Source organism: Devosia epidermidihirudinis (assembly GCF_000971295.1).
Classification (GTDB): Bacteria; Pseudomonadota; Alphaproteobacteria; order Rhizobiales; family Devosiaceae; genus Devosia; species Devosia epidermidihirudinis.
In genome coordinates, this window is sequence record NZ_LANJ01000011.1 from 627,958 (window position 1) to 654,636 (window position 26,679).

Below are 26,679 nucleotides of genomic sequence, written 5' to 3' on the forward strand. Positions count from 1 at the left end.
ATGGCCAATCTAAGCGAGGTAGCGGCGGAAGCGGGGGTGTCTCCGACAACCGTTTCGCGTTACCTGAACCACCGAATCGAGCTGCCACAGGCAACGCGTGAGCGGATCGACACGGCCATTGCCAAGCTCGACTACCGGCCCAACCTCCTCGCGCGCCGACTATCCACAGGCAAGGCAGAGGCCATCAGTCTGCTGACACCGGACATCGCCAACCCGTTTTTTGCCGAACTTGCGGCAGCTGTTGAGCGCGAAGCCCGCGCACATGGCTACGCAGTCTATATTTCCTCCACCAGCGGCGATCCCAAAAACGAAATCGACGCCCTGCAACGCCTGTCAGACAGCCATGTCGATGGCCTCATCATGATGACCAACCAGGTCGACGACGGCACGCTCGCCCAATTGCTGGCAACCCGTAAGAACGTAGTTGTACTCGATGAGGACATCGCGGGGATAAGTGTACCCCGTGTTTTCGTCGACAATGCTGCCGGCGTTTATGATGCCACGCGCCATCTTATTGAGGCGGGCCATAGGGATATCGCCCTGATCGGCGGGCCGCGTCAGGTGATGAGTGTCATTGAGCGGCTGGAAGGTTTCAACCGCGCGACGCGCGAGGCCGGGATCGCCGTGCCAGCGGGTTGGGTGATGCTGGGTGAATATACCAGCGCCTATGGCGAGCTGGCTGCCTCGCAATTGCTGGATGGCCCACGCCGCCCGACCGCGATTGTCGCCTGCTCGGACTATATTGCCATCGGCGCCATCAAGGCAGTTCGGGCACGAAAATTGCGCATTCCCAATGACTTGAGCCTCGTCAGTTTCGATGACATGGCCTTTGCCGAACTGGTCGATCCGCCGCTGACCACCGTGCGCCAGCCAGTCGCCGAGATGGGCACACTCGCCGTTCAGCACCTATTGGCGTTGATCAATGGCGGAGAAGCACCGCCTCTGGAAACCCGTCTTCCCGTGCATCTGGTGAAGCGCGATTCCGTCGCCCCTCCCCCTTCGCAACCCACACCGATCGGTTAGCACACTGCTAGCATGTCGACGTGCAACACATAAAAAGGGCACTCCAAATGGGGCGCCCTTTTTTCGTACATAGAGGAAACGGCAGGCTCGGTCTTAGGGGGGGCTATGTGGCGTCGCCGCGCCAAAACAGTCCGAACCAAGCCTGCCGATGACGGGTGCCCCCGTCTACTCGACCGCAACTGCCGCGCGCGGCATTTCGGACAGCACTTCGGCTGCGCCATTGCGGATAATGACGATTTCTTCGAGACGCTGGCCGAACTGACCCTGCAGGTAGATGCCGGGTTCGATCGAGAACACCATGCCCTCTTCCAGCACGCTGTCGCTGGTGGCGGTGATGTATGGCGTTTCGTGAATATCAATGCCCAGACCGTGACCGGTGCGGTGCAGGAAGTTTGGACCATAGCCGGCGGCGGTGATCACATCGCGTGCGGCCTTGTCCACGGCACTCGCCTGAACGCCGGGCTTGGCAGCGGCAATCGCTGCGGTAACAGCGTTGTCGAGGATGGTGTGGATCTTGTCGAAGTCGGCAGGCTTGGCACCGAAATAGCCCACACGGGTCATGTCGGATGGATAGCCGTAGATACGCGCGCCGGTATCGATCAGCACGGCATCGCCAGCCTTGAGCTTGGTGCTGCCAGTGTGGTGATGCGGGAAGGCACCATTGGGACCGAAGCAGACGCTGCAGAACTCGGTGGTTGCGCCATTGGCCTTGTAGAAATCGCGGATAACGGTGGCGACTTCAATTTCGGTGATGCCGGTGCGCAGTGCGGCAAAGCCAGCGGCCATGGCGGCGTCATTGAGCACGGCGCTCTTCTTGAGCGCATCGTACTCAGCATCATCCTTGCGCGAGCGCAGGTAGCCGACGGTGTCATTGGTGAAGCGACGGCGGGCGCCGGGCAGCGCATCGAGTACCAGCAGCGCGAAGTCGGCGCGCATGGTTTCGTCGAGCACGATGGATGGCGCATCGCGGGTGACGCCAGTGGCCGTCAGCAGCTCGGCAAGCGCGGCGTTCGGGCCGTAGGCATCGGTCCATGGGAAGAAGGGCAGATCGGTATGCTGGCGAGCGCTGTCGACGTTGAGCGCTGGCATCAGGAAACCGGCAAAGGTGGGCGAGACCATCAGCAGCACGGGGCGCTCATCGCCATGGGGCGACAGATCGGCCAAGTACAGCATGTGGCTGGATGGCCCGATGACCACGAGGTCAGTCGCGGTAGCGGCCATGCGGGCGCGGAGATTGGCAAGGCGGGTGGTGAGCGTAGGGTTCATTCGAGTGAGTATCCTTTTTGGGGTGGATACCCCCTCCTAGCCTCCCCCTGACAGGGGGAGCGACTTGTTCAGAGCGCGGACAGGAATCTGCCGAGAACGCGATCTGTACCTCCCCCTTTTGAGGGGGAGGCTAGGAGGGGGTACGCGAGAGTTGAAGAGGAGCCGAGCCGGAGGGACTGGGCCCGGCTCCTCATGCGGCAGCGCTTGCGCGCCGCCGCAGTGGGTGTCGCCTTACTTGGTGACGAGACGGTAGTAGACGAAGTCCGAAGACGTGCCGTTCACGTAGCCATTCACATTTGGAGCCATGGCGACCTGATAGGTTGCCTGGAACATGATGACGATTGGCGAGCTGGCCTGAACCTGCTTCTGCAGGTCGACATACATGGCTTCGCGCTTTGCCTGATCTGGCTCAGCCAGAGCGGCAGTGACTTCAGCGTTCATCTCGGCCGGAACGGCCCATGCGTTGCGCCATGTGGTGGTGGCAGCATAGGCATCGTCGGCGTTATTCGAGTTGTAAGCGAAAGCCTTAGCGTTGGAGTGTGGGTCCATGAAGTCTGGGCCCCAATACAGCAGCATAGCCTGGTGGGTACGCTCACGGTACTTCGTGATGACCTGAGCACCGGTACCGGGCAGGATCTCGAAGTTGATGCCAGCTTCGGCAAACGAAGCCTGCAGCGACTGTGCCATATCGTTGAACGGGGTCGAGTTGATCACGTCCAGCGTCACGGTGACGGGCGTTGCAACACCGGCGTCAGCCAGGATCTGCTTGGCCTTTGCGACGTCGTGCGTGAACGGGGTCTCGTCATAGGAACCGGGGAAGCCCTTTGGCCAGAAGGCCTGGTGCTTTTCCATCTGGCCCTTGAGGAAGGACTGGGTCATGCCGTCGTAGTCAACGAGGTAACGGGCTGCTTCCCAGATCGCTGGGTTGGTCAGCTGGTCGTCCTTCTGGTTGAACGAGAGGAAGTGCACTGCCGACTGTGGGTAGAGCTCAACCTTGACCTTGGACGCATCCAGACCCGAAACCTGATCAGGGGTCAGATTCTTGGCCATGTCGACGTCACCCGAAGCAAGCAGCAGCTGCTGGGTGGCGGCTTCTGCAACGTGACGGATCAGAACCGTCTTCATTGCGGGCGCGCCCTTGTAGTAGTTCTCGTTGGCTTCGAGACGAACTAGCTCAGCAGGACGGAAGTCCTTGAGCACGAATGCGCCCGAACCAGCCGAGTTCTTGTTCAGCCAGGCATTGCCCAGATCGCCATCGACTTCGTTGGCCAGAACAGTGACTTCGTCAACGATGGCGCCCGGACGAGCGGCCAGCACGTTGAGCACGAAGGCGGACGAGAAGTCGCCATCCCACTTAACGGTGACGGTGTTGCCATTGGCAGTGACCATGTCCGCCACGTTCTCAGGGTTCCAGCCGAGCTGGGTGAGAATGAAGGCTGGGGTCAGGTTCAGCTTCACGACGCGCGAGAAGGAGAACACAACGTCTTCAGCGCGGACAGGATTGCCCGAGGAGAACTTGACGCCATCACGCATGGTGAAGGTCAGGGTCTTGGCCGCTTCGTCAGCGACCCACTCCGATGCCAGCGCTGCGGCGAGAACAGTGGTGTCCTCGGCGTCATACTGAACCAGGTGATCATAAAGGTTGGCATTGAGTTCGCCAGCGGTGAACTCGTAGGCCTGAGCCGGATCGATAGCGACGATATCGTCGATATTCTGGGCAACGACGAGTGCGTTGGCCGGGGTGGCTGCGTTGGCGACCATGCTGCCGAGTGGCAGTACGAGCGCGGTAGCGAGCAGAGCAGCTCTAAAGAGCTTCATCAGCGTTTCTCCTGCGGGTTGACTATCTTTTTGTTCTTCACCGGCTTGAGGCCGGGTTTTGCAACCGCTGCCACCTGGCGCGAAGGCCGTGCGGTAGAGCGGAAGAGCGCGAGCGTGCCTGTCCAGAGCAGGCGCGCCGGTTGATCGGTATGGTTAGACCACGAATGGGGGCGGTTGCCGCGGAAGTGCAGGCTGTCGCCCGCATTCATCACCATCTCTTCGCCATCGAGGCGCTGGGTAATGGAGCCTTCCAGCACATAGAGGATTTCCTCGCCCTCATGCGCCACCGTTTCAGAGGCATAACCGGGCGGCACCATCATCACAAAACTGGACAAAGTGCTGCCGGGGAAGTCCGTGCCCAGCCGTTCGTAAACGATGGACGACCCATCGAGCGAGAAACGATTGCGGTCCGTGGCCCGTGTGAGCGATGTTTTGGCGGTTGGTGCGGAGACGAAATAATCGATCCCAACGCCCAGCGCACGGGCGATCTGCGCCAGAGTTCCCAGCGAAGGCGTCGCATGATCGCGCTCGACCTGGCTTAGATAACCCACTGATACTTCAGCCGATTTGCCAAGTGCCTCGAGCGTCATATGCTGCTGTCGACGACGTGCACGAATAAGGGCCCCGACCTTGGGGTGACCCTCTGCTTCCGGCTTTGTCAGTGCGGTGCCTGCCATGCGCTCCTACCAAAATTTTTTTGATATAAGCAAAGTTTTCTGTATGGTGGAAGCGAAATATGAAGACGTTCACAGTCAGCAAGAGAGTCATCTTGCTGGCTCAAACTATTGTTTCCGTAGGAGAATATTTGGGTGAGCCTGGAGCCGCAGACTACCATATCCCCTGCCTCAATTTCGCCAACCAAACGTAGGTGGGGACGCGGTATATCGGCCATTTTGGGCTTTGCCGCGACAGTTTTCCTCACTTTTCTTGGCCTGTTGGCGATTACGTTCTTTATCGGCCGCGTGATCCCTATTGATCCAGTGCTTGCCGTGGTGGGCGATCGCGCCAGCAAGGCCGTCTATGAGGCTGCTCGCGCCAGCATGGGGCTGGACCAACCGCTTTACATTCAATTCGTCCAATATGTCGGCAATGTGCTGTCCGGCAATTTCGGCATGTCCGTCTCCACCGGCCGTCCGGTGATCGACGACATCAGCCGCTTCTTCCCAGCCACGCTGGAAATGGCGACCATCGGCATCATCATCGGCGTCATCATTGGCGTGCCCTTGGGCGTGCTGGCGGCGAGCCGTCAGGGCAGCTGGGTCGATCAGATCATCCGCGTCGTGGGTCTGCTGGGTTACTCCATGCCCGCCTTCTGGCTGGGCCTGGTCGGGTTGGCGCTGTTCTACGCCAAGCTGCGCTGGGTTGGCGGCCCGGGGCGTCTGGACGTGTTCTATGACGGGCTGGTCAGCCCGGTCACTGGCCTGATCCTCGTCGACAGCCTCATTGCTGGCGAGTACGAGATTTTCTGGAATGCCGTGAGCCATCTGATCCTGCCAGCATCGGTGCTTGGCTTCTTCAGCCTCGCCTATATCGCCCGCATGACGCGCAGCTTCATGCTCGATCAGCTGAACCAGGAATTCGTCACCACGGCCCGCGTCAAGGGCGTGCCTGAGCGCATCGTCATCTGGCGCCATGCGTTCAACCCGATCCGGGTGCCGCTGATCACCGTCATCGGGCTGAGCTATGCAGGCCTGCTCGAAGGATCGGTGATGATCGAAACCGTGTTCTCCTGGCCCGGCATCGGTAATTACCTGACCACGGGTCTGCTCAATGCCGACATGAATGCCGTTCTCGGCTCGACGCTGGTGATTGGCGCCGTGTTCATTTTCATCAACAAGATTTCGGACGTGCTGTACCGCGTCCTCGACCCGAGGGCACGCTGATGACCACAAGAGACTGGTTGCTCGAGGACTCCCCGAGCTCACGCTTTCAAGCCAATGCGGGCCGCGCCTATCGCGTGTTCACGGCGCTGCTGCGCAATCCCCTGTCGGTGGTTGGCGGGGTGATTATCCTCGTGCTGATCCTGACCGCGATCTTTGCGCCCTGGATTGCCCCCTACTCCGCCGTTGGGCAGGATCTGGCCAATCGTCTTGCCCCACCTTCAGGCACGCACTGGATGGGTACGGACGAGCTGGGCCGCGATATCTTCTCGCGCGTCATCTGGGGTAGCCAGATCACGCTGACCATCGTGGGTCTGGTGGCGCTGATCTCGGCACCGCTGGGCCTGCTGATCGGTGCGATTGCAGGCTATTTCGGTGGCTGGGTTGACCGCATCCTTATGGGCTTCACCGATATCTTCCTGTCGATGCCCAAGCTGATCCTGGCGCTGGCCTTCGTGGCGGCGCTTGGGCCTGGCATCAACAACGCGATCATCGCGATCGCGATCACCTCCTGGCCCGCCTATGCGCGTATTGCACGCGCTGAGACCATGACCATCCGCCATGCCGAGTTCATTTCGGCTGTGCGGCTGCAGGGCGCCGGTCCGATCCGCATTATCGTGCAGCACATTCTGCCGCTGTGCACATCTTCGATGATCGTGCGCGTGACCCTGGATATGGCGGGCGTGATCCTGACGGCGGCCGGCCTGGGCTTTATCGGCCTTGGCGCACAGCCGCCGCTGCCGGAATGGGGCGCGATGATCTCGCGTGGCCGTACCTTCATCCTCGATCAGTGGTGGGTGGCGACCATGCCGGGCTTTGCGATCATCATTGTATCGCTTGGTTTCTGCTTCCTCGGTGACGGGCTGCGCGACGTGCTCGACCCCAAGAGCGAGGGCAAATAATGGCACCAATGCTGGAAGTTAAGAACCTGCGCGTCAGCTTCCCGACCCATCGCGGACGGGTGGAAGTCGTCAAGGGTATTTCGTTTGACGTGGGCCGCGAGCGGCTGGGCATTGTGGGTGAGAGTGGTTCGGGCAAGTCGATGACGGGCCGCGCCATTCTCAAGCTGATCCGCAAGCCGGGTCTGGTGACGGCCGACCGCATGTCGTTCGACGGCATCGACATTCTGAGCCAGAACGAAAAGCAGATGCGCTCCATTCGTGGCGCGCGCATCTCGATGGTGATGCAGGACCCCAAGTTCTCGCTGAACCCGGTGATGACCGTGGGTCAGCAGATTGCCGAGGCTCTCGTCACCCACGAAAAGCTGGGCCGTCGTGAGGTCAATGAGCGCATTCTGGCCATGCTGGACGCAGTGCGCATCAACGATCCCAAGCGCGTGGCCGGGCTTTATCCGCACGAGGTTTCGGGCGGCATGGGACAGCGCGTCATGATCGCCATGATGCTGATCCCCGAGCCTGAACTGCTGATCGCCGACGAGCCGACTTCGGCGCTGGACGTGAGTGTGCAGGCGCAGGTGCTCGACATCATCGACGATCTGGTGACACGCAAGGGCATGGGGCTGATCCTGATCAGCCACGACCTCAACCTCGTCAGCCGCTATTGCGATCGCATCCTGGTGATGAACTCGGGCACGGTGGTGGAAGAATGCGCGGCCGGCCAGCTCGACAAGGCCAGCCATCCCTATACGCGCGGATTGCTCGCCGCCATGCCGACAATGAATGAAAACCGGGACGAGCTGCCGGTGCTGGACCGTACACAATGGGCGGGCACATGAGCACGATCAGTCTGAAAAACCTCGATATCTCCTATGGCGACACCAAGGTCGTGCATGGGGTGAACCTTGAGATCGCCGATGGCGAGAGCTTTGCACTGGTGGGCGAGAGCGGATCGGGCAAGTCCACGATCCTGCGCGCCATTGCCGGGCTCGCGCCCGACTGGACCGGGGAAATCTCGGTACTGGGCAAGGCGCGCAGCCATGGCGTTGACCGCGATGTGTCGCGGCAGTGCCAGATGGTGTTTCAGGACCCCTATGGCTCCCTGCACCCGCGCAAGACCATCGACGCGACGCTGAGCGAGCCGCTTGCCATTCACGGCATCGGCAATCGCGGCGAACGGGTCGAGGCGATGCTGAAGGCCGTTGGTCTCGACCAGCGCTTCCGCTTCCGCTTTCCGCACCAGCTGTCCGGCGGTCAGCGCCAACGCGTGGCGATTGCCCGGGCGCTGATGCTGGAGCCCAAGGTGCTGCTGCTGGACGAGCCGACTTCGGCGCTGGACGTGAGCGTGCAGGCGGAAATCCTCAACCTGCTCAAGCGCCTGCGCCGGGAACAGGGGCTGACCTATCTGATGGTGACGCACAACCTGCCGGTGGTGAGCTTCCTCTGTGATCGGCTGGCCGTGATGCGGCATGGGCGGATCGTGGAAGTCGCCAGTGTTGAACAACTCAAGCATGGTCAACTGACGGCGGACTATTCGCGCGAGCTGATGGCGGCGACGGTCGCTTCAGTTTAGGGCGAGAAAAGGGTACCCCCACCTAGCCTCCCCCTGAATAGGGGGAGGAACTCTGCCGGTGTTGGGGGCGGGATCGCAGATAGACCACGAGACAAAATCCTCCCCCTCATCAGGGGGAGGCTAGGTGGGGGTATCCCCGCGAAGACTTCACTTTAGGACATTGAGACAATGACTGACCAATCTGCCGCTATCGCACAGTTCGACGCAGCAATCTCCCAGGCCAAGGGCGCTGAGCAGGCATTTGCGGCGTTGCAGGCGCTGACCGAAGCGACCGTGGGCGCCAAGCTGTTCACCTACATGACCGTGGACATGGAAGAAGAAGTGTCGCGCCGCGCCTATACCAGCGACGCGAAGAACTACCCGACCTCGGGCACCAAGCCGATCCGCTACGACTCCTGGTTCGACATCGTGCACAAGGATCGCCAGTACTTCATCGCCAACACTATTGCCGACATTGCCAAGGTGTTCCCTGACTATGAACTGATCGACTCGCTGGGCTGCCAGTCGGTGGTGAACCTGCCAGTGATCATCGAGGGTGAGCTGGTCGGCACGGTCAACATGCTGCATGTCGACGGCTACTACACCCCAGAGCGCGTCGCCCAGATCCGCGAGCTGATCGCTGTCCCAGCCAAGCTGGCGGCACTGGTTGCAGCGCGCGGCTAAAGCCTGGTTTATCGCTGCAATGCAAAAACACCCCCGGAGATGATCCGGGGGTGTTTTGTTTCGAGGGCCTTGAAGTAAGGGAGATTCCCGCTTTCGCGGGAATGACGCAGTGGGTGGGGAACACCTATTGCGATACGCCGCGATGTCATTCCCGCGAAAGCGGGAATCCCCCCTTCTCTGCCTAGTTCCTCCTCCCTACCGTGCTGCCCTCGGACTTGATCCGAGGGGCACTCGCAGTATGGCACGGGTGGGGAGAGGCCCTCGGATCAAGTCCGAGGGCAGCCCAGTGGGTGGGAGAGTTGGCGACACGACCTCGTGGTTCGACAGGCTCACCATGAGGTCTACTCGGACAGCCCTGCCCTGTTATCCAGCCTGTGCCATCAGGCTGGCATTGCCGCCAGCGGCGGTGGTGTCGATGCAGACGTGACGTTCGAGGACAAGGCGACCGGCTTCATCTTCCGAAGTCAGCAGCGGTATGATGGCGCCCTCACGGGCGCTGAGGGCGATACGGATGGCGCGCAGGTTCGCGTCATCGGCAAAATAGGCCACGGCAGCGAAGGTCTTGGAAAAGCTCAGCGCATCGAGATCGAGCTCGGCCAGGATCGCCGTGTTGCCCAGCGTGGCCGCCATGACCGACTGCGCCTGCTGATCGGCAGGGGTTGGGCCGAGGCAGAGCACTTGGCCGCGCGGCGCAGTATGCATGACGTTGCTTTCGCCAGTTGGGCCCGGCAGCGCCAGGGGGGCAGTGTCGACTGCGCCGTGGGCGCGGGTGAAGCGGGGCAGATAGTGTGGACCGCCCGCCTTTGGGCCGGTGCCAGAAAAGCCCTCGCCGCCGAACGGCTGCGAGCCAACAACCGCACCGATCTGGTTGCGGTTGATATAGATATTGCCGGCGTGGATGGAGCTGGACACGGCACGGACGCGCGAAGAAATGCGCGTGTGCATGCCGAAGGTCAGGCCGTAGCCGGAGGCGTTGATCGCAGCGATAACAGCGTCGAGTTCGTCGGCCTTGAAGGTCGCGATGTGCAGCACCGGCCCGAAGATTTCCTCGGGCAGATCAGCAATGCCCTTAACCCGCAGGACGGTGGGCGCGACGAATGTGCCCTGCTCTGGCGCCTTGAGACGGTGAATCACCTTGCCGGCATTAACCTCAAGATAGGTCTCGATTTTCTTGCGCGCTGCCTCGTCGATGACGGGGCCGATATCGGTGGCGAGATGCCATGGATTGCCTAGGGTCAGCTCATCCATCGCGCCCTTGAGCATCTCGATGGTGCGCTCGGCGGCGTCTTCCTGCAGATAGAGAATGCGCAGGGCGGAGCAGCGCTGGCCCGCCGACTGGAACGATGACGCCAGGATGTCGCGCACGGCCTGTTCGGGCAGTGCGGTGGAGTCCACGATCATGGCATTGAGGCCGCCAGTTTCAGCGATCAACGGCGCTGTGGGCGCAAGATTGCCCGCCATGGCGCGGTCAATGCGGTGGGCGGTTGGCAGCGAGCCGGTGAACACTACACCTGCAATAGCCGGGTTGGAGGTGAGCGCGGTGCCGACCTCGCCAGCGCCCGGCAGTAGCTGGATAGCGTCGGCGGGGATGCCTGCCTGATGCATCAGCTGAACAGCGCGGAAGGCGATGAGCGGGGTCTGCGGCGCAGGCTTGGCCAGCACAGGATTACCCGCCACGAGGGCCGCCGCGATCTGGCCGGTGAAGATGGCCAGCGGGAAGTTCCACGGCGAGATGGCTGAGAAAGTGCCGCGGGGAGCGCCCAGCGTTTGGCCATCGGCCTCGTCGGCGTAATAGCGCAGGAAGTCGACGGCTTCGCGGACTTCGGCCACGGCGTCGGCCCAGGACTTGCCGGCCTCGCGGGCGAGCAGCGCGAACAGCTCTGGCAGATTGGCTTCGTAGAGGTCGGCAGTGGCGCGCAGCATGGCAGCGCGATCGCCCTTGGCCGTCCCTGGCCAGGCCGAGCCTGCCGCAGCAGAGATTGCAGCAGCAATGTCGGCCGGGCTGGCGTCGGCCACGGTGCCGATGAGATCGCTGTGGTCAGCCGGATTACGCAGTTCTGTCGCGGGCTGCGGTGCGGCCTTGGTGGCGAGCAGAGGCGCAGCGGCCCACTGATGGGTACGGAAAGCCTCGCGCGCAGCATCCACCGCTGGGAAGGTCGCCAGATCGGTCAGGTCGAGGCCAGCCGAATTGACGCGCTTGCCGAAGATGGCAGATGGCACCGGAATGACCGGATTGGCGATGGCATCGCCCAAAGCCAGCACCTTGCCGATTGGATCCTCGGCCACGACCGACGCTGGAATGTCCTCGTCAGCAATCTGGTAGACAAATGAGCCGTTGGCGCCGTTTTCGAGCAGGCGGCGGACCAGGTAGGCCAAGAGGTCCTTATGCGCGCCGACGGGTGCATAGATGCGTGTACGGGTGCCGTGATTGGTGCGCAGCACCTCATGCAGGCGATCACCCATGCCGTGCAGGCGCTGGAACTCGTAGGTGTCGTTAAAGCGCCCGGCTTCTGCAGCAAGGTGCAGCACGGCAGCGGCGGTGTGCGCATTGTGCGAGGCGAATTGGGGATAGATGTTGGACGCGGCCAGCAACTTACGCGCAGCGGCGATGTAGCTGATATCGGTCGAAGACTTGCGGGTGAACACCGGGAAGCCGGGCAGACCCATGACCTGGCTGCGCTTGATCTCGGCGTCCCAATAGGCGCCCTTGACCAGACGCACCATGATGCGGCGATCCAGCGACTTGGCGGTTTCATTGAGCCAATCGATCAGCGGCAGGACGCGCTTGCCATAGGCCTGAACCACGACGCCGAAGCCATCCCAACCGGCCAGTTCTGGCGTGGCGAGGACTTCAGCGATGATGTCCATCGACAGCTCGAGACGGTCGGCCTCTTCGGCGTCAATGTTGAAGCCCATATTGGCGGCGCGGGCGGCCAAAACGAGTTTGCGAGTCGCATCAACGAGTTCGGTCATGACCCGGTCGCGCTGCGCGAACTCGTAGCGCGGATGCAGCGCCGAGAGCTTGACCGAAATGCCGGGATTGTCGCGCACCGACGATGCCGTGCAGTGTGGCGCCAGGCTCGCGATAGCAGCGGCATAGGCGTCGAAATAGCGGACGGCGTCGGCGCTGGTGCGCGCTGCTTCGCCCAGCATGTCATAGGAATAGCGATAGCCCAGGGCTTCGGGCTTCTTGGCGTTGACGATGGCTTCGTCGATGGTGCGGCCGAAGACGAACTGGCTACCGAGCAGGCGCATGGCCTGGCCGACGGCCGTGCGGATGACAGGCTCGCCGAGGCGGGCAATGGCGCGGTGCAGCGCATTCCTGGGGCCGACCTCGGGGTCACCCAGCACGTCGGCGGTGAGGCTCAGGGCCCAGCTGGAGAAGTTGACCAGCTGGTTGGACGACGCGCCAAAGTGCGAAGCCCAATCGGAGCCGCCCACCTTGTCGTGGATCAGCGCATCAACCGTCTCAGCATCAGGCACGCGCAGCAGCGCTTCGGCCAGCGACATCAGCGCCACGCCTTCATCGGTCGCCAGACCATATTCAGCGAGGAAGGACTCCATCAGGCCAAGGCGATTGCCGGTGCGCACGGTCTCAACCAGCTTTTCGGCATGGGCGGAGATGGTGACGCGGTCCTCGGCGGACAGGCCGGTATCGGCGATGAGCTGGCGAACCAGCGGGGCCTCATCGGCAAGGTTGCGATCACGAAGAGACTGGCGGGCGGTGGTGATGTCGGTCATGGCGCTCTTGGGGCTAATGCTCTGAGCCGCAACACCCCTAGTCATTCCGGCGGAGGCCGGAATCCATGCTGTGCTTCATCCGCAGATCGTCGATGCGGGTTGCCTTCAGTATGGATCCCGGCCTGCGCCGGGACGACATCGTGGAGTTTGCAAGTCAGGCGAGAATTCGCCGGCAGAATGACATGAGTTTGACAGGCGTTTCGCCTGATTATGTGGCGGATACGCGCGTTCAGCGATATGTTGATGGCTTCAGCCGAGACAAAGCACCATGAAAACCGTCAGCTACGAGACATTAGACCAGATCGATAGGCATATTCTGGATGAACTTGCTAGGGATGGCCGCATCAGCGTGGCGGAATTGAGCCGGCGGGTAAACCTGAGCAAGACGCCGTGCCAGGCGCGGATCACCCGATTGGAGAAGTCGGGCTATATTCTGGGCTATCGCGCGGTGATCGACCCCAAGCGGCTGGGCCTGCCCCATGTGGCATTTGTCGAGGTGAAGCTGAGCGACACGCGCAAGAGCGCGCTCGCCGCATTCAACAAGGCAGTGCGGGCCATTCCTGAGGTGGAACAGGCGCATATGATCGCGTCGAGTTTTGATTATCTGCTCAAGGTGCGGACCAAGGATATCGCGGATTATCGCGAGGTTCTGGGGGAGCGGATTTCGGCATTGCCGCATGTGGCGCATACGTCGACGCATGTGTCGATGGAGGCGGTTAAGGGGGATGAGGAGTGAGGGGTGGTGAAGAGTACCCCCTCCTAGCCTCCCCCTGAAAAGGGGGAGGAATCCGGCCGGTGGATTTGATCCGATAGTGCCCCAAACCTCGATCTGTTCCTCCCCCTATCAGGGGGAGGTTAGGTGGGGGTACCCCGATCTCTCAGACAACAAAAAGCCTCCCCCTCTTGCGAAGGGGAGGCCCGTTAGTCCGGGATAGACCCAGGCTTATTCCATGATCATCGCGTCACGGAAGTACGGCACGTTCAGCGACGAGCGCCAGAAGCCGTGAACCTTGGGGCTCATCATCATGTAGCTGTTGCGGTGGTACTGCGGCAGGATGATGTGCTCGTTCATCAGGATCGACTCAGCCTTGCGCATCTCGGCCAGCGAGACCTTTTCGTCGCCCGTTGCCTTGGAGGCTTCGATGGCGGCGTCATAGTCAGCGTTGGACCAGTTCGCGAGGTTGTTCGGGCTACCGGTGACGAAGTTGTCGAGGAAGGTCATTGGGTGCGGATAGTCAGCGCCCCAGCCCATCTGCGCGATCTGGTACTCGACCTTCTGCACTTCTGGGTAGAACACCTGCCACTCGGTGGCCTGGATCTTCACGTCGATGTTGAGGTTCTGCTTCCACATCTGCTGGATGGCTTCGAGCAGCTTCTCAATTGGCGGAGAGGAGTAGGTCACGAACACGGTGTTCGGGAAACCTTCGCCGTTCGGGTAGCCAGCCTCAGCCAGCATGGCCTGTGCAGCTTCGACTTCGGCGGTTGGCGCCAGACCGAAGGTGTCACGACCTGCGGTGAAGTCTTCGCCAGCAACCATCATGCCCGGAGGAACGAGGCCCAGGGCCGGGATGTCTGCGGACTGCAGCACGAACTCGACGATTTCTTCGCGGTCGATCGCCATCGAGAGGGCTTCACGAACCTTGACGTTGTCGAGCGGAGCCTGGTGCGGGTTGAAGAAGGCATAGGTGGTGCCAAGAGCTGGAACGACCATGAATGCCTCGGACTCAACCGACAGGCGTGGGATTTCTGGCGAAGGCACGGACTCGATGCCATCGACGTCGCCAGCTTCCATAGCGGCCAGAGCCGTTGCGGGATCTGGGATCAGGCGGAAGGTGAGCTTGTCGAGCTGCACAGCGTCAGCGTCGTAGTATTCTGGGTTCTTCTCGAACACCACCGATTCACCAGCGTTGAACTGGGTGACGCGGAATGGACCGGTGCCGATAAAGGTCGACGCATTGCGGGTCCAGCCTTCAGGATCGGCCGAAACGATGTCTTCACGGACCGGGTAGAAGGTCGTGTAGGTCAGCAGCTGCATCATGTAGGGGACGCGCTGCTTCAGCGTGAAGGTCAGGGTCTTGTCGTCGGTTGCCTTGATGGCAATGCCTTCAACTTCTGTCGGGGCGTTGAACGCCTCTTCAGCACCCACGATCAGGAACAGCATGGACGAGTTCTTGGCGCCGGTCGCTGGGTTCAGAACGCGCTTCCAGGCGTATTCGAAATCATGCGCGGTCACTGGCTTGCCGTCCGACCACTTCGCATCGCGCAGGTGGAACGTGTAGGTCAGGCCGTCTTCCGACACGTCCCAGCTATCGGCCAGGGCTGGCACGATTTCGCCTTCGGCGTCGAAGCGCACGAGGCCTTCGAAGGTGTTGCCAATGATTGGCGCAGCAAAAGTCTCGGACGTGGTGCCGGGATCGTACTGGGCGGATTCATTGTTGACCACATAGGTCAGTTCACCCGCGGCGAACGCGCCGGCGGTGGAGGCAAGGAATGCCGCTGCGAGCAGTGGCAGAAAATGCTTCGTCATGCTTTCTCTCCTGGTTTGGACATTTAGTGTCCCTTGTTATTCATTTGCACCATCGCTGGATTGCCCGGACGAGCCGGGCAATGACGATGGAGAGCGTTTGGCGTTCCAGGACGTTGCCCGGGACGTCACCACCCGGCTTGTCCGGGTGGTCCATAATTGGGCAACCTATGCTGCCCGTGGCGTCACCGCATCCCCCGCATAGTGGCAAGCGGCGAGGTGACCGCCACCGATATCCTTCAAAGCCGGCTCGGTGCTGGCGCACAGCTCGGTGGCCATGGGGCAACGGGTGCGGAAGCGGCAACCGGTGGGGATGTGCATCGGGCTGGGGATTTCACCGCGCATCGGCTCGGACGGACGCGTTGCCGTTGGATCGGGCACGGGAATGGAGGCCAGCAGCGCTTGCGTATAGGGGTGGCTCGGACGCCGATAAAGATCGGTGTTGGAGGCCAACTCGACGATCTTGCCCAGATACATCACCCCGATACGGTCGGAGATGTGGCGCACCATGGATAGGTCATGCGTGATGAAGAGGTAGGTCAGGCCCAGCTGGTCCTGCAGATCCTCGAGCATGTTAACGACCTGCGCCTGCACCGACACGTCTAGCGCAGAAATCGGCTCGTCGCAGATGACCAGATCGGGCTCCAGCGCGATGGCGCGGGCAATGCCGATACGCTGGCGCTGGCCACCGGAGAATTCGTGGGCGAAGCGGTTGGCATGGTCGCGATGCAGACCCACGCGGGCCAGCAGCTCATGCACTTTCTCTGTGCGGGATTCCGGCGTGCCGATCTTGGCGATTTCCAGCGGCTCGGCGATGAGATCGCGGACGGTCATGCGACCATTCAGCGACGCATAGGGGTCCTGAAAAATCATCTGCACGCGGCGACGGAACGGCACAAGCGCCCGCTCGTCGGCCTTGGCGACGTCGGTGCCGTCGAACAGCATCTCGCCGGAGGTCGGCTGGTAAAGACGGATCAGCGTGCGGGCCAGCGTGGACTTGCCACAGCCGGACTCCCCGACAAGACCCAGCGTTTCGCCGGGATAGATATCGAGGTCGACACCATCAACAGCGCGCAGGGTCGGCTTGGGGCCGAACAGGTTGCGGCCCACGGTGAAATGTTTGTGCAGGTTCCGGACGGAAACGAGGGGCGCTTCGCTCACCTTGCCCGGTGTCGGCAGGCTGCTGTAAGGTTCAGACATGCGCTACTTCCTTGTCACAATAATGGTCATTGCACTGGTAGCAGCCATAACTATTGCGTCGTTGTCTGGTCTTCTCGGACTTTCGCTCATCTCGGAAACTCGGTCGATTTGTCCCGACGCCTTCCAATGCTCGGACGCCCTGACTTCAATGTGGCTGTATCTCGCCGTCTGTGCGCTCACATCACTGGGAGCAATAGGTCTCGCTGCAACACTCAAACGAGTGGTGCTCGCCCGTAACCCAAAACCCGAGATCACGCTGCCACCTCATTGACGCCAGCAACTTTGGGGGCATCGGGGTGGTGGAGCCAGCAGCGGGCGCCCTGCCCTTCGCCAAATACGGGCGGGAGGGCGGCCTGGCACTGCTGCATGGCATGCGGGCAGCGCGCGGTGAACGGGCAGCCTTCGGGCGGATGGGCCATATCTGGCGGGGATCCGGGAATGGGCGTCAGGCGGCGATGGGTGTCATCGCGCAGATCGGGCACCGAGGCCAGCAGACCCTGGGTATAGGGATGCTTTGGCGTGGCGAACAGATCGTGGACCGGGCCGGTTTCCATCACGAGGCCGCCATACATGACGACGATGCGGTCGGTGACTTCGGCAATGACGCCGAGGTCGTGGGTAATCAGGATCACAGCCATGCCAAGGCGCTTTTGCAGGTCCTTGAGCAACAGCAGGATCTGGCGCTGGATGGTCACATCGAGCGCGGTGGTTGGCTCGTCCGCAATCAGCAGTTTGGGATCGCACGCGAGCGCAATGGCGATCATGACGCGCTGGCGCATACCGCCGGAAAACTCGTGCGGATAGGACTTGAGCCGCTCGGCAGCCGAGGGAATGCGCACCAGCTCGAACAGTTCGATGGCGCGGGCACGGGCCTCGGCCCGCGTCGCCTTGCGGTGGCGCAGGATGGTTTCCATGACCTGCTCGCCCACCGACAGGGTGGGGTTCAGCGAGGTCATCGGGTCCTGAAAGATCATGCCGATCTTGTTGCCGCGAATGTCACGCAGATCGCCCTGATCGAGCGCCATCAAATCTTGGCCATCGAAATTGGCCGAGCCGCCCATGATGCGGCCCGTGGACTTGAGCAGGCGCAGGATGGACATGCAGGTGATGGACTTACCCGAGCCGGATTCCCCGACAATGCCGAGGATTTCGCCGGGGTGAACATCGAAGCTGACGCCGCGCACAGCCTGAACTTCGCCGCGCTGGGAGAAGAACGAGGTTTTGAGATCGCGGACGGAAAGGACGGGAGCACTCATTTACGGAACCGTGGATCGAGCGCGTCGCGCAGGCCATCGCCAAGGAAATTGAAGGCGAACATGGTGAGCGAAATGGCGGCGGCGGGGAAGAAGAGCTGGTGCGGGTAAGCGCGCAGGGTTTCGACAGCCTCGGAGGTCAGCGTGCCCCAGCTGGCCAGCGGCGGAGTAACGCCAAGGCCGATGAAGCTCATGAAGCTCTCGATGAAAATGGCCGACGGGATCAGCATGGTCAGCGTGATGATAATCGGGCCGATCGCGTTGGGCAGCAGGTGACGCGTGAGAATGCGCGGCGTGCTGGCGCCCATGGTGCGGGCAGCGGCGACGTAATCCTGTTGCTTGAGCGAGAGGATCTGGCCGCGCACGATACGCGCCATATCCACCCAGAACACTGAGCCGATGGCGATGATGATGGACAGCAATCCACTGTCGAACACCACCATGAGCAGCACGACGTAGAGCGTGAGTGGGACCGTGGAGATGATCTCGACGATACGCATCATGATGGCGTCGGTCTTGCCGCCCATATAGCCGGCAATGCCGCCATAAAAGATGCCGATGAAGAAGTTCACCAGCGTGGCGACAAAGGCGACGGTGAGCGAAATGCGCGCGCCGAACAGTTGGCGGACCAGCACGTCGCGGCCCAGCTGATCGGTGCCGAACAGATAGGTCATGTTCCACGACCAGCCCGAGGTGCGCAGCTCGGTGCCGTCTGCGCTGAGGATGCGGGCGGGCAGCTTGGCATAGTCGAGTGTGATGGCCTGGCCCGCGATCTCGAAGGGCTGCTGCTTTTTCAGCATGTCCTTGCGCTCGCCGCGCATGATGCCCAGCACATGGCCGCTAGCATCGACTTCATAGAGATTGAAGTTGGATGCGTTGAGGAAGAAGCGCGTGGTGTTCCCCTCCCCGTCCGTCACCGCATAGGTGTCGAAGGCGGGCGGTATATTGGCCAGCTTCAGGTTCTGGTCCGAATAGGAATAGGGGCTGAAGAACGGGCCGAAAATGGCGCCCAGGATCAGCAGGATGATGAAACCAATGGACACCACGGCGGGCTTGTTGGCCCACAGGCGCCGACGCGCATCCTGCCAATAGGTGAGACTTGGCGCGGACTTGACGGCCACGGCTTCGTCCTGCGGGAGCTTTTCCCACATGTTGGGTGAGATGTCGCTCATGCGGACGCCTCCGACAGCTTGATGCGCGGATCGAGCACGGCATAGAGCAGATCAACGATGAGGATCATCACCATAAGGGCGGCGGCGTAGAAAATGGTGATGCCCATAATGGCGGTGTAATCGCGGTTGGTGATCGAGAGCACGAACTGACGGCCAATGCCGGGCAGCGCGAAAATCTGCTCGATGACGAAGGAGCCGGTGATGAGGTTGGCGACCACGGGACCAAGCACGGTCACCACGGGCACCAGCGAATTGCGCAGGCCATGCTTGAACAGCACCTGGCCGGGGCGAAGCCCCTTGGCGCGCGCAGTTGTCATGTAATCCTGCTCGAAGGTTTCGAGCAGCGACGAGCGCGTCAGGCGCGCCACGAAGCTGACCCAGAACCCGGACAGCGCGAACACCGGCAGGATATAGCCGCGCCAGTTATCCAGCCCAAAGGTTGGCACCCAGCCGAGGCGCAGCGCGAACACATAGAGCATCACGGTGGCGATGACGTAGCTGGGGATCGCGACGCCGATGGTGGCGATCAGCATGACTGTGGTGTCAGGCCACTTATTGCGGTTGAGCGCGGCAATGATACCCAGCGGCACGCCGAGCGCGACCACGGCAATCACAGCCAGCAGGCCGGTGCGCATGGTGACGGGCAGACCGTCGGCGATCATCTTGTTGACCGACACGCCCGGATATTTGAACGAGGGGCCCAGATCGAGGGTCAGAATGCCCTTGAGATAGGTGATGTACTGCGCCCAGATCGGCTGATCGAGGCCGTATTTGGCGTTGAGCGCGGCCTGAATCTCGGGCGCCAGCATCTTTTCAGATACGAAGGGACCACCCGGAACGGCGTGCATCAGGAAGAACGTGAGCGTGACGATGGCCCACAGGGTCAGCAGCATCATGCCAAGGCGTTGTAAAATATAGGTAGGCAAGAAGCGACACCTCCCCAAATGGGGTCAAACGGCCATAAACGTCAGCCGCAAATGTCTGACATAATTTTCTATAGCAGCACTAAAATTTTTTTACTGCAAGTGCATCGGGATTTTTTACACCCCGGAAATGCAGCGGATTTGATCAATTGTGACCGTTAAACGACGCAAAACCCCGCAAGCAGTGCGCTCGCGGGGATTAACCGAAACTGGAAATTGTAGCGCCCTGCCCCACACCAGCGGTCGATCAGAGTTCGAAATGGTTCCGCAGGATCAGGAACACGGCCACGGCTGGAACGATCAGGTCTGCGGCCTTTTCGATGGCTTCTGCCGGATACTGGCCTTCGACGTCGAGCGCGTTGATGGTGCCGAGCAGGTCATTGCCCGCCATGACCGGAATGCTGATCGAAGAATCACAACCGAGCGAGCGGATCAGCGTGAGATCGGGGAAGTTGCCTTCCATCTCGGCCGCTGTGTTGATGGCGCTGATGGTGCGGTCCGTCTGCATGGAGCGGAACCAGTCGTCGATGATGATCGGCTTGGTCCCCAGCAGCGGATAGACTTCCGGATGGCTGGTATAGACGCGGCGGACGTGACCGGCCGCCATGTTGATGGCGGTCAGCGTGAACAGGCGCACGCCGATGACCGCCTGGGTCAGTTCATGCAGCGCCGCGCCGGTTTCTGCCGGATCGGTAAAACGGGCGAGCTTTTCTTCAAAGGTGCGGAAGGCAGCGGCGTGGTCGGTCATGCTGAAAGTCGATTCTCTTCGAGAGTGCGGTCAGCGGACTGAGGCGCCACGGCGCTATCGCCATCCACCACGCAATCGCGACCATTCGCCTTGGCTCGGTAGAGGCGAGTGTCGGCAAGCTGCATCAATTCGCCCGCGGGCTCATAGCCGGTGCCGACGGACAAGCCAATACTGATCGTGATGCCCAGCCCCTCGCCCAGATCGGACAGATCACAGCCAGCCACAGCCATCCGCAGGCCATCGCAAATCCGCAAAGCCGCGACAGCGGGGACCTCGGGAAGCACCAGAGCGAACTCCTCCCCGCCGAGGCGCGCCACATGGCCGCTCGCGCCAATGACATCGACCATCAGGCGCGCAATGCGCTGCAACACCACATCACCGACCATGTGTGAATAGCGATCGTTCACGGCCTTGAAGTGGTCGAGATCCACGATAGCCACGGCAAACGGACTGCCAGCGAGGCGCTCAAGGTTTTGATCAAAGCTGCGGCGGTTGGCGATGCCGGTGAGCGGGTCGGCCATGGCCTGACCGGCAAGCAACGCCGCGTGACTGCGCAGGCGCGCGGTTTCGAGGCGAATTTCCTCGATGCGGGCCAGTCGGCTGGTGTGTTCACCTGTCTGCCGCACATGCAGCGCGTGGAAGCGCTTGAACGTGGCGAGCGCCTCATGCACCTTGCCGTTGACCTCGAGGATTTCGGCGAGCTTGCGGGCAGCATTGACCTGATGATCGACCTGGCCGGATGCGTCCGCCAACGCCATCGCCTGAAGCAAAACCAGCTCCGCTTCCGCCCCATCGCCCATCCGCATCAACACATCGCCGTGTACATAAAGACGCAGAATGGTCAGGCTTGGACCGGGATTATGCGGCAGTGCGCAGGCGCGTTCGAGACACCCCAGCGCTGCCTCATATTCTCCTTCGACCCCAAGGAATTCGGCGCTGTTGCACAGCGCCACCCGCATGGTCCAGAAGTCACCACTCAGCTCGGCCTTTTCGACAGCGCGCGCACTCAGCTCAACGGCCTTCATGCGGTCCATTCTGGCGCGCTCGCGATCAAGAAGAACGTCGGCGGCTTCCTCGCGCTTGGAAAATGCGAAGCCCAGATTGAGCAGATAATATGCCTCTGCGGCGACTGTGCCATTGCCCTGCGCCATGGCGACCGAGCGCTCGATCAACTCAATGCCGAGCGCGACCTCGCGGCAGAGGACCAGCACAAGACCCTTGGTATTGAGCGCGAAGGCGAGCGCGGTGGCATCGTCTGCGTTTTCCGCCAGAGTGACCGCCCGATTGGCGAGATCGAAGGCTTCGTCGCTAAAGCCAAGATCGAGAAACAGCGTTGCCTTGACCGCGAGGGTGCGCGCCAGTTCGGCTTTGTTGCCGACGCGCTCCCAGAGCCATTTGGCCCCCATTGCGCATTCCAGCCCATGCTCGATCTGTCCGAGGCGGAAGCACGCCCAGGACATCTCGCAGAGGCACGTCGCCATTAGTTCCGAATGCCCCGTGGCTTCGGCGGAGGCATAGACGGCGCGAAACTCGGACAGCGCCTCCTCGCCCTGCCCCGCCCGCAACAGGCGAGTGCCGCGCACGAAGCGATCGGCAATAGTCTGGTCAAGATCGCCCATAAGAGAAGTGCTGCGCCCCGGTGAATGCTTAGTGGGCGGATTCTAGGGCTGTATTCCTAACAGCTTATGGTTATTTCCAGGTTTTAGGCGGGGAAAAGCGTCCAGCGGCGGGGGCGGAAGGCGATGCGGGATTTTTCGCCGGCCGGGTGATCGAAGGGCAGATCGATTTCGACGCGGTGGCCATCGCCACCTATTTCAAGCTCGACGCGACGCGTGCCACCGACACGGCGCGAGGTGGTGACCACGCCCGCGAGCGCTGCATCGCCCTCGACCAGATCGACATCGTGCGGACGGAAGAACAGGCGGGACTGGCCGGTTGGCGTATCGCCAGCAGGCACGCCAATGGCGCGACCACCTATCCACAGCTCGTTGTTTTCGACCGTGACCGGCAACTCACTGGATTCACCGATGAAGCCGAAGACGAAGGGCGAGCTGGGATGGTCATAGACCGTGTCGGGCGTGCCGACCTGTTCGATCTTGCCCTGGCTCATGACGCAGAGGCGGTCGGAGAGTTCGAGCGCTTCTTCCTGATCGTGGGTGACGAAAACCGTGGTGTGGCCGGTGCGATCATGGATTTCACGGAGCCATTTGCGCAATTCGCGGCGGACCTGCGCATCAAGCGCGCCAAAGGGTTCGTCGAGCAGCAGCACGGCGGGCTCGATGGCGAGCGCACGGGCCAGCGCAACGCGCTGACGCTGGCCGCCGGAAAGCTGATTGGGATAACGCTTTTCGAGGCCCGAGAGCTGGACCAGATCGAGCAATTCCATGGCTCGGCGGCGAATTTCGCCAGCAGGTGGGCGGCTGGAGCGTGGGCGGACCTTGAGGCCGAACGAGACGTTCTCGAGGATCGTCATGTGGCGGAACAGGGCATAGTGCTGGAACACAAAGCCGATATTGCGCTCCTGGACGGTCTTTTCGGACGCGTCTGTATCGCCGAAGAAAATCTTGCCGGCGGTGGGCATTTCCAGCCCGGCGATCAGGCGCAGCAGCGTGGTCTTGCCAGAGCCGGAGGGGCCAAGCAGCGCGATCAGTTCGCCCGAGCGAATATCGAGCGATACATCGTGCAGCGCAGGAAAGCGGTCAAACTCCTTGCGCACATTGGCAACGCGAACTTCCATAGGCCCCAAGTCTCCAGTTACTTGCCAGACGCGGCGATTTCGTCGCCGTAGCGCCATTCGAGGGCGCTTTTCAAGACGAGCGTGACCAGTGCGAGCAAGGCCAGCAGCGAGGCCAGGGCGAATGCCGCCGTGGCGTTATATTCGTTGTAGAGCATTTCCACCTGCAAAGGCATGGTGGTGGTCTGACCGCGGATTTTGCCAGAGACAACCGCGACGGCGCCGAACTCGCCCATGGCGCGGGCATTGCACAACAGCACGCCGTAGAGCAGGCCCCATTTGATATTGGGGAGCGTGACGCGCCAGAAGGTCTGCCAGCCATTGGCACCGAGCGAGAGCGCGGCTTCCTCGTCGCCCGTGCCCTGATCCTGCATCAGCGGGATCAGCTCACGCGCCACAAAGGGGAAGGTGACGAAAATGGTCGCCAGCACAATGCCGGGCAGCGCGAACAGCACTTCGATGCCGTAGGACTTGAGGAACGGACCGAGGAAGCTCCCTGCCCCGAACAGCAGCACATAGACCAGACCCGAAATGACCGGGCTGACCGAGAACGGCAGGTCGATCAGGGTGATGAGGAAGGCCTTGCCTTTGAACTCGAACTTGGCGATGGCCCATGAGGCGGCAAGGCCAAACACCACATTGAGCGGCACGGCGATGGCGGCCACCAACAGGGTCAGCCGGATGGCAGCCTGCGCGTCCTTTTCGACGAGCGCAGCAAAGAAGGTGTTGAGCCCCTTGGCAAGGGCTTCGTGGAACACCGCATAGAGCGGCATCAGCAGGATGATCGCCATGAAGACAAAGGCAATGCCGATCAGAATCCACTGAACCAGACGGCTTTCGCTGGTGGGCGAGATGCGGCGATGGGTGCGGGCGCGGAGCTTAGTGGCCATAACCGTACCTCCGGCGCGACCAGGCCTGGATCAGGTTGATGGCGAACAGCATGGCGAAGGAGATCAGCAGCATCACCGTGGCGATGACGCTGGCGCCGACATAGTTGAATTCCTGCAGGCGAATGTAGATCAGCAGCGGCGCGATTTCCGAGACGAAGGGAATGTTGCCGGCGATGAAGATGATCGAGCCGTATTCACCGACGCCGCGGGCAAAGGCCAGCGCGAAGCCGGTGAGAATGGCTGGGGTGAGGCTGGGCAGGATCACCTTGGTGATGGTCTGGAAGCGGCTGGCGCCGAGGGTGGCGCTCGCCTCTTCGACCTCGTTGCTCACTTCCTCGAGAATGGGCTGGATGGTGCGCACAACGAAGGGCAGACCGATGAAGATCATCGCGATGACAATGCCAACGGGAGTGTAGGCGATGCGCCAGCCGATGGGCGCAAAGATAGCGCCAATGGCTCCGCTCGGCGCATAGATTGCGGTCAGGGCGATACCGGCAACGGCGGTGGGCAGCGCGAAGGGCAGATCGATGATGGCATCGAAAATGCGGCGACCGGGGAAGCGATAACGGACCAGAACCCAGGCGATCAGCGTGCCGAAGACGACATTGATGCCCGCCGCGATCAGCGCAGTGACGAAGCTGACGCGCAAGGCCCCGAGCACGCGGGCATCGGTAGCGGCCTTCCAGAACCCCTCAGGGCCAAGACCCGCCGAGCGAATTGCCAAGGCAATCAGCGGGATCAGGATGATCAGCGAGAAATAGGAGATCGTGAACCCAAGCGTCAGGCCGAAGCCCGGAATAACGCTGGGCTGACGGAAGCTCAGGCCCTTGCGTGGCGCAGGCGAAACGGCGGCGCTCAAGCGGCAGCCCTGCTGGCAGCAGTTTTGATGGCGCGTTTCATGTCGACCTCTCAACCCGGTTCGGCGGCTCAGACCCTAGTGGAATGGCCAGCAAACTCAAAGATGGAGGCGTGGCGTTTACGACAAAGTGCGCGGAAAAATATTCTTTGACGCGCACGTTGCGGAGATTTCGGCAGGATAATCGAGCCTTTGATGGCGCTAGATGAGAATAATGCAGTCGTTAGACTTGCCGCTATTCATCCACGCTGGCGATTGGCCCCACTTACTTTGGTGGGGTCCAAAGCGGGGTCTCGCGTTCCAGCGGTCCCATATCCTTGATATCGGCGCCGCGCCGCATGGCGATGTTCATGCGGAAGCTGTTGCCGATGCGCTCTGAGCGTTCGACGAACAAGGCCGCGATATCGGGCGGACAAACGTCTTCGGCGGTACGGCGGAACAGGGCCAGCCAGCGCATGAAGTGGGCGTCGGAGAGTTCTGGGATCGCCATGTGCTTGGGCATGGGGCGACCGGCATAGCGGCCAGTGCCGAGCAACATGGAACTCCAGAAATCGGCGATGGTGGCCAAATGATGCGGCCAGGCTTCTGGCGCGATGATGCGATTGAACACCGGCCCGATCACTGGATCGCGGCGGGCATCATCATAGAAGCGATCCACGACCATGCGGATCATGGCTTCGTCGAGCGCCGCGGGCGTTTCCCAGCCAACACGCTGGTGGCGCGTGCCGATGGGTGGACGGGGATTGTCGTCACTCATGCTGGGTCGGCCTCGCGAATGGCGTAGCTACAGCGCCGCGCGCCTGAGACGATATGTTCAGACCGTTCGACAATGGCATCGGGCCCAAGAACCGCGCGGAATACGTCGAGTTCGGAGCGGCAGAAGCCCTGGCAGGCGGTGGCGGCAGCGCAGATCGGGCAATGGTTTTCGACCAGCAGCAGGCTGCCATCGGGCTGCTCCTGCCAGTCGGCCATATAGCCCTCATTGGTGCGCATCTCGACCAGCGCAGCCACACGCTCGCGCAGCTCGGCCTTACCATCGACCGCAGCCTCATAGATGGCGCGGGTATCGGCCTCGCGGGCAGCAATGATGGTGTCGAGCGCCGCTTCGCCCAAACTCGCGCGAACGATATCGAGCAGTTGTACGGTGAGTGCGGCATGGGTGTCGGGAAAGCGCGACTGCGCGGCGGGTGTCAGGGCCCAGCTTTGGGTCGGGCGACCGACGCCGTTGGCCTGGCTGGTGGCGGAGACAAGCCCCTCCTCCGCCAGACGCGCCAATTGCTGGCGAGCCGCTTCGCCGGTGGTGCCGAGCAGCTTGCCAATGGTGGCCGCGCCCAGAGCGCCATGCATCTTGAGCACCATGAGCACCCGTTCGGCGGGGCTGCGTGGCGACCAATCGGCATTTTCCAAGTTCAGGCTTGACATATTTGTCGGCAAGGTTTTCAAAGTCATCACTTGGAAATTTAGACGGCGTGATGGCGAAATGCAAGTGCCAGCGCCAGAACCCTTGAGATAAGGACCC

23 protein-coding genes are annotated in these 26,679 nt (G+C 61.6%); 7 read left to right on the forward strand and 16 right to left on the reverse strand.

Features of this window, described 5'->3' with window-relative positions; all coding sequences use genetic code 11:
• Positions 1-1,023, forward strand: coding sequence for a LacI family DNA-binding transcriptional regulator (locus WH87_RS06235; protein WP_046138039.1), 1,023 nt, complete (start codon positions 1-3; stop codon positions 1,021-1,023).
• 165 nt (positions 1,024-1,188) lie between these two features.
• On the opposite strand, the gene WH87_RS06240 is transcribed toward WH87_RS06235, so the two are convergent.
• The 3 genes from WH87_RS06240 to WH87_RS06250 form a co-directional block, all read right to left on the reverse strand.
• Positions 1,189-2,289 (reverse strand): M24 family metallopeptidase, encoded by a 1,101-nt coding sequence (locus tag WH87_RS06240; RefSeq protein WP_046138038.1) that lies wholly within the window; start codon positions 2,287-2,289, stop codon positions 1,189-1,191.
• Between the two features lie 231 nt (positions 2,290-2,520).
• Positions 2,521-4,107 (reverse strand): ABC transporter substrate-binding protein, encoded by a 1,587-nt coding sequence (locus WH87_RS06245; protein WP_046138037.1) that lies wholly within the window; start codon positions 4,105-4,107, stop codon positions 2,521-2,523.
• Complete coding sequence (locus WH87_RS06250) at positions 4,107-4,784, reverse strand: helix-turn-helix domain-containing protein (RefSeq protein ID WP_046138036.1); 678 nt, start codon at positions 4,782-4,784, stop codon at positions 4,107-4,109. The genes WH87_RS06245 and WH87_RS06250 overlap by 1 nt, the downstream gene beginning before the upstream one ends.
• A 132-nt stretch (positions 4,785-4,916) precedes the next feature.
• Here WH87_RS06250 and WH87_RS06255 point away from each other — a divergent pair, with 132 nt between their 5' ends.
• The 5 genes from WH87_RS06255 (at position 4,917) to WH87_RS06275 (ending at position 9,119) form a co-directional block, all read left to right on the forward strand.
• Positions 4,917-5,990, forward strand: coding sequence for an ABC transporter permease (locus tag WH87_RS06255; RefSeq protein ID WP_407060024.1), 1,074 nt, complete (start codon positions 4,917-4,919; stop codon positions 5,988-5,990).
• Positions 5,990-6,889 (forward strand): ABC transporter permease, encoded by a 900-nt coding sequence (locus WH87_RS06260; RefSeq protein WP_197410736.1) that lies wholly within the window; start codon positions 5,990-5,992, stop codon positions 6,887-6,889. Before WH87_RS06255 ends, WH87_RS06260 begins: the two co-directional genes overlap by 1 nt.
• The gene (locus WH87_RS06265; RefSeq protein WP_197410737.1) at positions 6,889-7,722 is read left to right on the forward strand and encodes an ABC transporter ATP-binding protein; all 834 of its coding nucleotides are present in this window, start codon (positions 6,889-6,891) and stop codon (positions 7,720-7,722) included. The genes WH87_RS06260 and WH87_RS06265 overlap by 1 nt, the downstream gene beginning before the upstream one ends.
• Positions 7,719-8,456 (forward strand): ABC transporter ATP-binding protein, encoded by a 738-nt coding sequence (locus tag WH87_RS06270; protein ID WP_046138033.1) that lies wholly within the window; start codon positions 7,719-7,721, stop codon positions 8,454-8,456. The genes WH87_RS06265 and WH87_RS06270 overlap by 4 nt, the downstream gene beginning before the upstream one ends.
• A 168-nt stretch (positions 8,457-8,624) precedes the next feature.
• On the forward strand, positions 8,625-9,119 hold the full coding sequence (locus WH87_RS06275) for a GAF domain-containing protein (protein ID WP_046138032.1): 495 nt from the start codon (positions 8,625-8,627) through the stop codon (positions 9,117-9,119).
• Positions 9,120-9,482: 363 nt separating this feature from the next.
• Here the strand turns inward: WH87_RS06275 and putA are convergent, their stop codons facing one another.
• On the reverse strand, positions 9,483-12,860 hold the full coding sequence (putA, locus tag WH87_RS06280) for a bifunctional proline dehydrogenase/L-glutamate gamma-semialdehyde dehydrogenase PutA (protein ID WP_046138031.1): 3,378 nt from the start codon (positions 12,858-12,860) through the stop codon (positions 9,483-9,485).
• A 268-nt stretch (positions 12,861-13,128) separates the two neighbouring features.
• Here putA and WH87_RS06290 point away from each other — a divergent pair, with 268 nt between their 5' ends.
• Positions 13,129-13,596, forward strand: a complete 468-nt coding sequence (locus tag WH87_RS06290) for an Lrp/AsnC family transcriptional regulator (protein ID WP_046138029.1) — start codon at positions 13,129-13,131, stop codon at positions 13,594-13,596.
• A 207-nt stretch (positions 13,597-13,803) separates the two neighbouring features.
• On the opposite strand, the gene WH87_RS06295 is transcribed toward WH87_RS06290, so the two are convergent.
• From WH87_RS06295 to WH87_RS06350, 12 genes are all read right to left on the reverse strand, one after another.
• The gene (locus WH87_RS06295) at positions 13,804-15,387 is read right to left on the reverse strand and encodes a peptide ABC transporter substrate-binding protein (RefSeq protein ID WP_046138028.1); all 1,584 of its coding nucleotides are present in this window, start codon (positions 15,385-15,387) and stop codon (positions 13,804-13,806) included.
• A gap of 165 nt (positions 15,388-15,552) precedes the next feature.
• Positions 15,553-16,584: an ABC transporter ATP-binding protein gene (locus WH87_RS06300; RefSeq protein ID WP_046138027.1), complete on the reverse strand. Its 1,032-nt coding sequence runs from the start codon at positions 16,582-16,584 to the stop codon at positions 15,553-15,555.
• 251 nt (positions 16,585-16,835) lie between these two features.
• Positions 16,836-17,840: an ABC transporter ATP-binding protein gene (locus WH87_RS06305; protein WP_046138026.1), complete on the reverse strand. Its 1,005-nt coding sequence runs from the start codon at positions 17,838-17,840 to the stop codon at positions 16,836-16,838.
• Entirely contained in the window at positions 17,837-19,009 is a 1,173-nt protein-coding gene (locus WH87_RS06310) for an ABC transporter permease (RefSeq protein WP_052726267.1), read from the reverse strand. Before WH87_RS06310 ends, WH87_RS06305 begins: the two co-directional genes overlap by 4 nt.
• Positions 19,006-19,935 carry an ABC transporter permease gene (locus tag WH87_RS06315; RefSeq protein ID WP_156458128.1) on the reverse strand — a complete coding sequence of 310 codons (930 nt, stop codon included), beginning with the start codon at positions 19,933-19,935 and terminating at the stop codon, positions 19,006-19,008. The genes WH87_RS06310 and WH87_RS06315 overlap by 4 nt, the downstream gene beginning before the upstream one ends.
• Positions 19,936-20,179: 244 nt before the next feature.
• Complete coding sequence (locus WH87_RS06320) at positions 20,180-20,680, reverse strand: hypothetical protein (protein WP_046138025.1); 501 nt, start codon at positions 20,678-20,680, stop codon at positions 20,180-20,182.
• Positions 20,677-22,299: a tetratricopeptide repeat-containing diguanylate cyclase gene (locus WH87_RS06325; RefSeq protein WP_046138024.1), complete on the reverse strand. Its 1,623-nt coding sequence runs from the start codon at positions 22,297-22,299 to the stop codon at positions 20,677-20,679. Before WH87_RS06325 ends, WH87_RS06320 begins: the two co-directional genes overlap by 4 nt.
• 83 nt (positions 22,300-22,382) lie before the next feature.
• Positions 22,383-23,417, reverse strand: a complete 1,035-nt coding sequence (locus WH87_RS06330) for a sulfate/molybdate ABC transporter ATP-binding protein (protein ID WP_046138023.1) — start codon at positions 23,415-23,417, stop codon at positions 22,383-22,385.
• Between the two features lie 17 nt (positions 23,418-23,434).
• Positions 23,435-24,304 (reverse strand): sulfate ABC transporter permease subunit CysW, encoded by an 870-nt coding sequence (cysW, locus tag WH87_RS06335; protein WP_046138022.1) that lies wholly within the window; start codon positions 24,302-24,304, stop codon positions 23,435-23,437.
• Positions 24,294-25,163, reverse strand: a complete 870-nt coding sequence (gene cysT / locus WH87_RS06340; protein WP_046138021.1) for a sulfate ABC transporter permease subunit CysT — start codon at positions 25,161-25,163, stop codon at positions 24,294-24,296. The genes cysW and cysT overlap by 11 nt, the downstream gene beginning before the upstream one ends.
• A gap of 262 nt (positions 25,164-25,425) precedes the next feature.
• Positions 25,426-25,917, reverse strand: a complete 492-nt coding sequence (locus WH87_RS06345; RefSeq protein WP_407060025.1) for a group III truncated hemoglobin — start codon at positions 25,915-25,917, stop codon at positions 25,426-25,428.
• On the reverse strand, positions 25,914-26,582 hold the full coding sequence (locus tag WH87_RS06350) for a helix-turn-helix transcriptional regulator (protein ID WP_046138020.1): 669 nt from the start codon (positions 26,580-26,582) through the stop codon (positions 25,914-25,916). Before WH87_RS06350 ends, WH87_RS06345 begins: the two co-directional genes overlap by 4 nt.
• Positions 26,583-26,679: the final 97 nt, after the last annotated feature.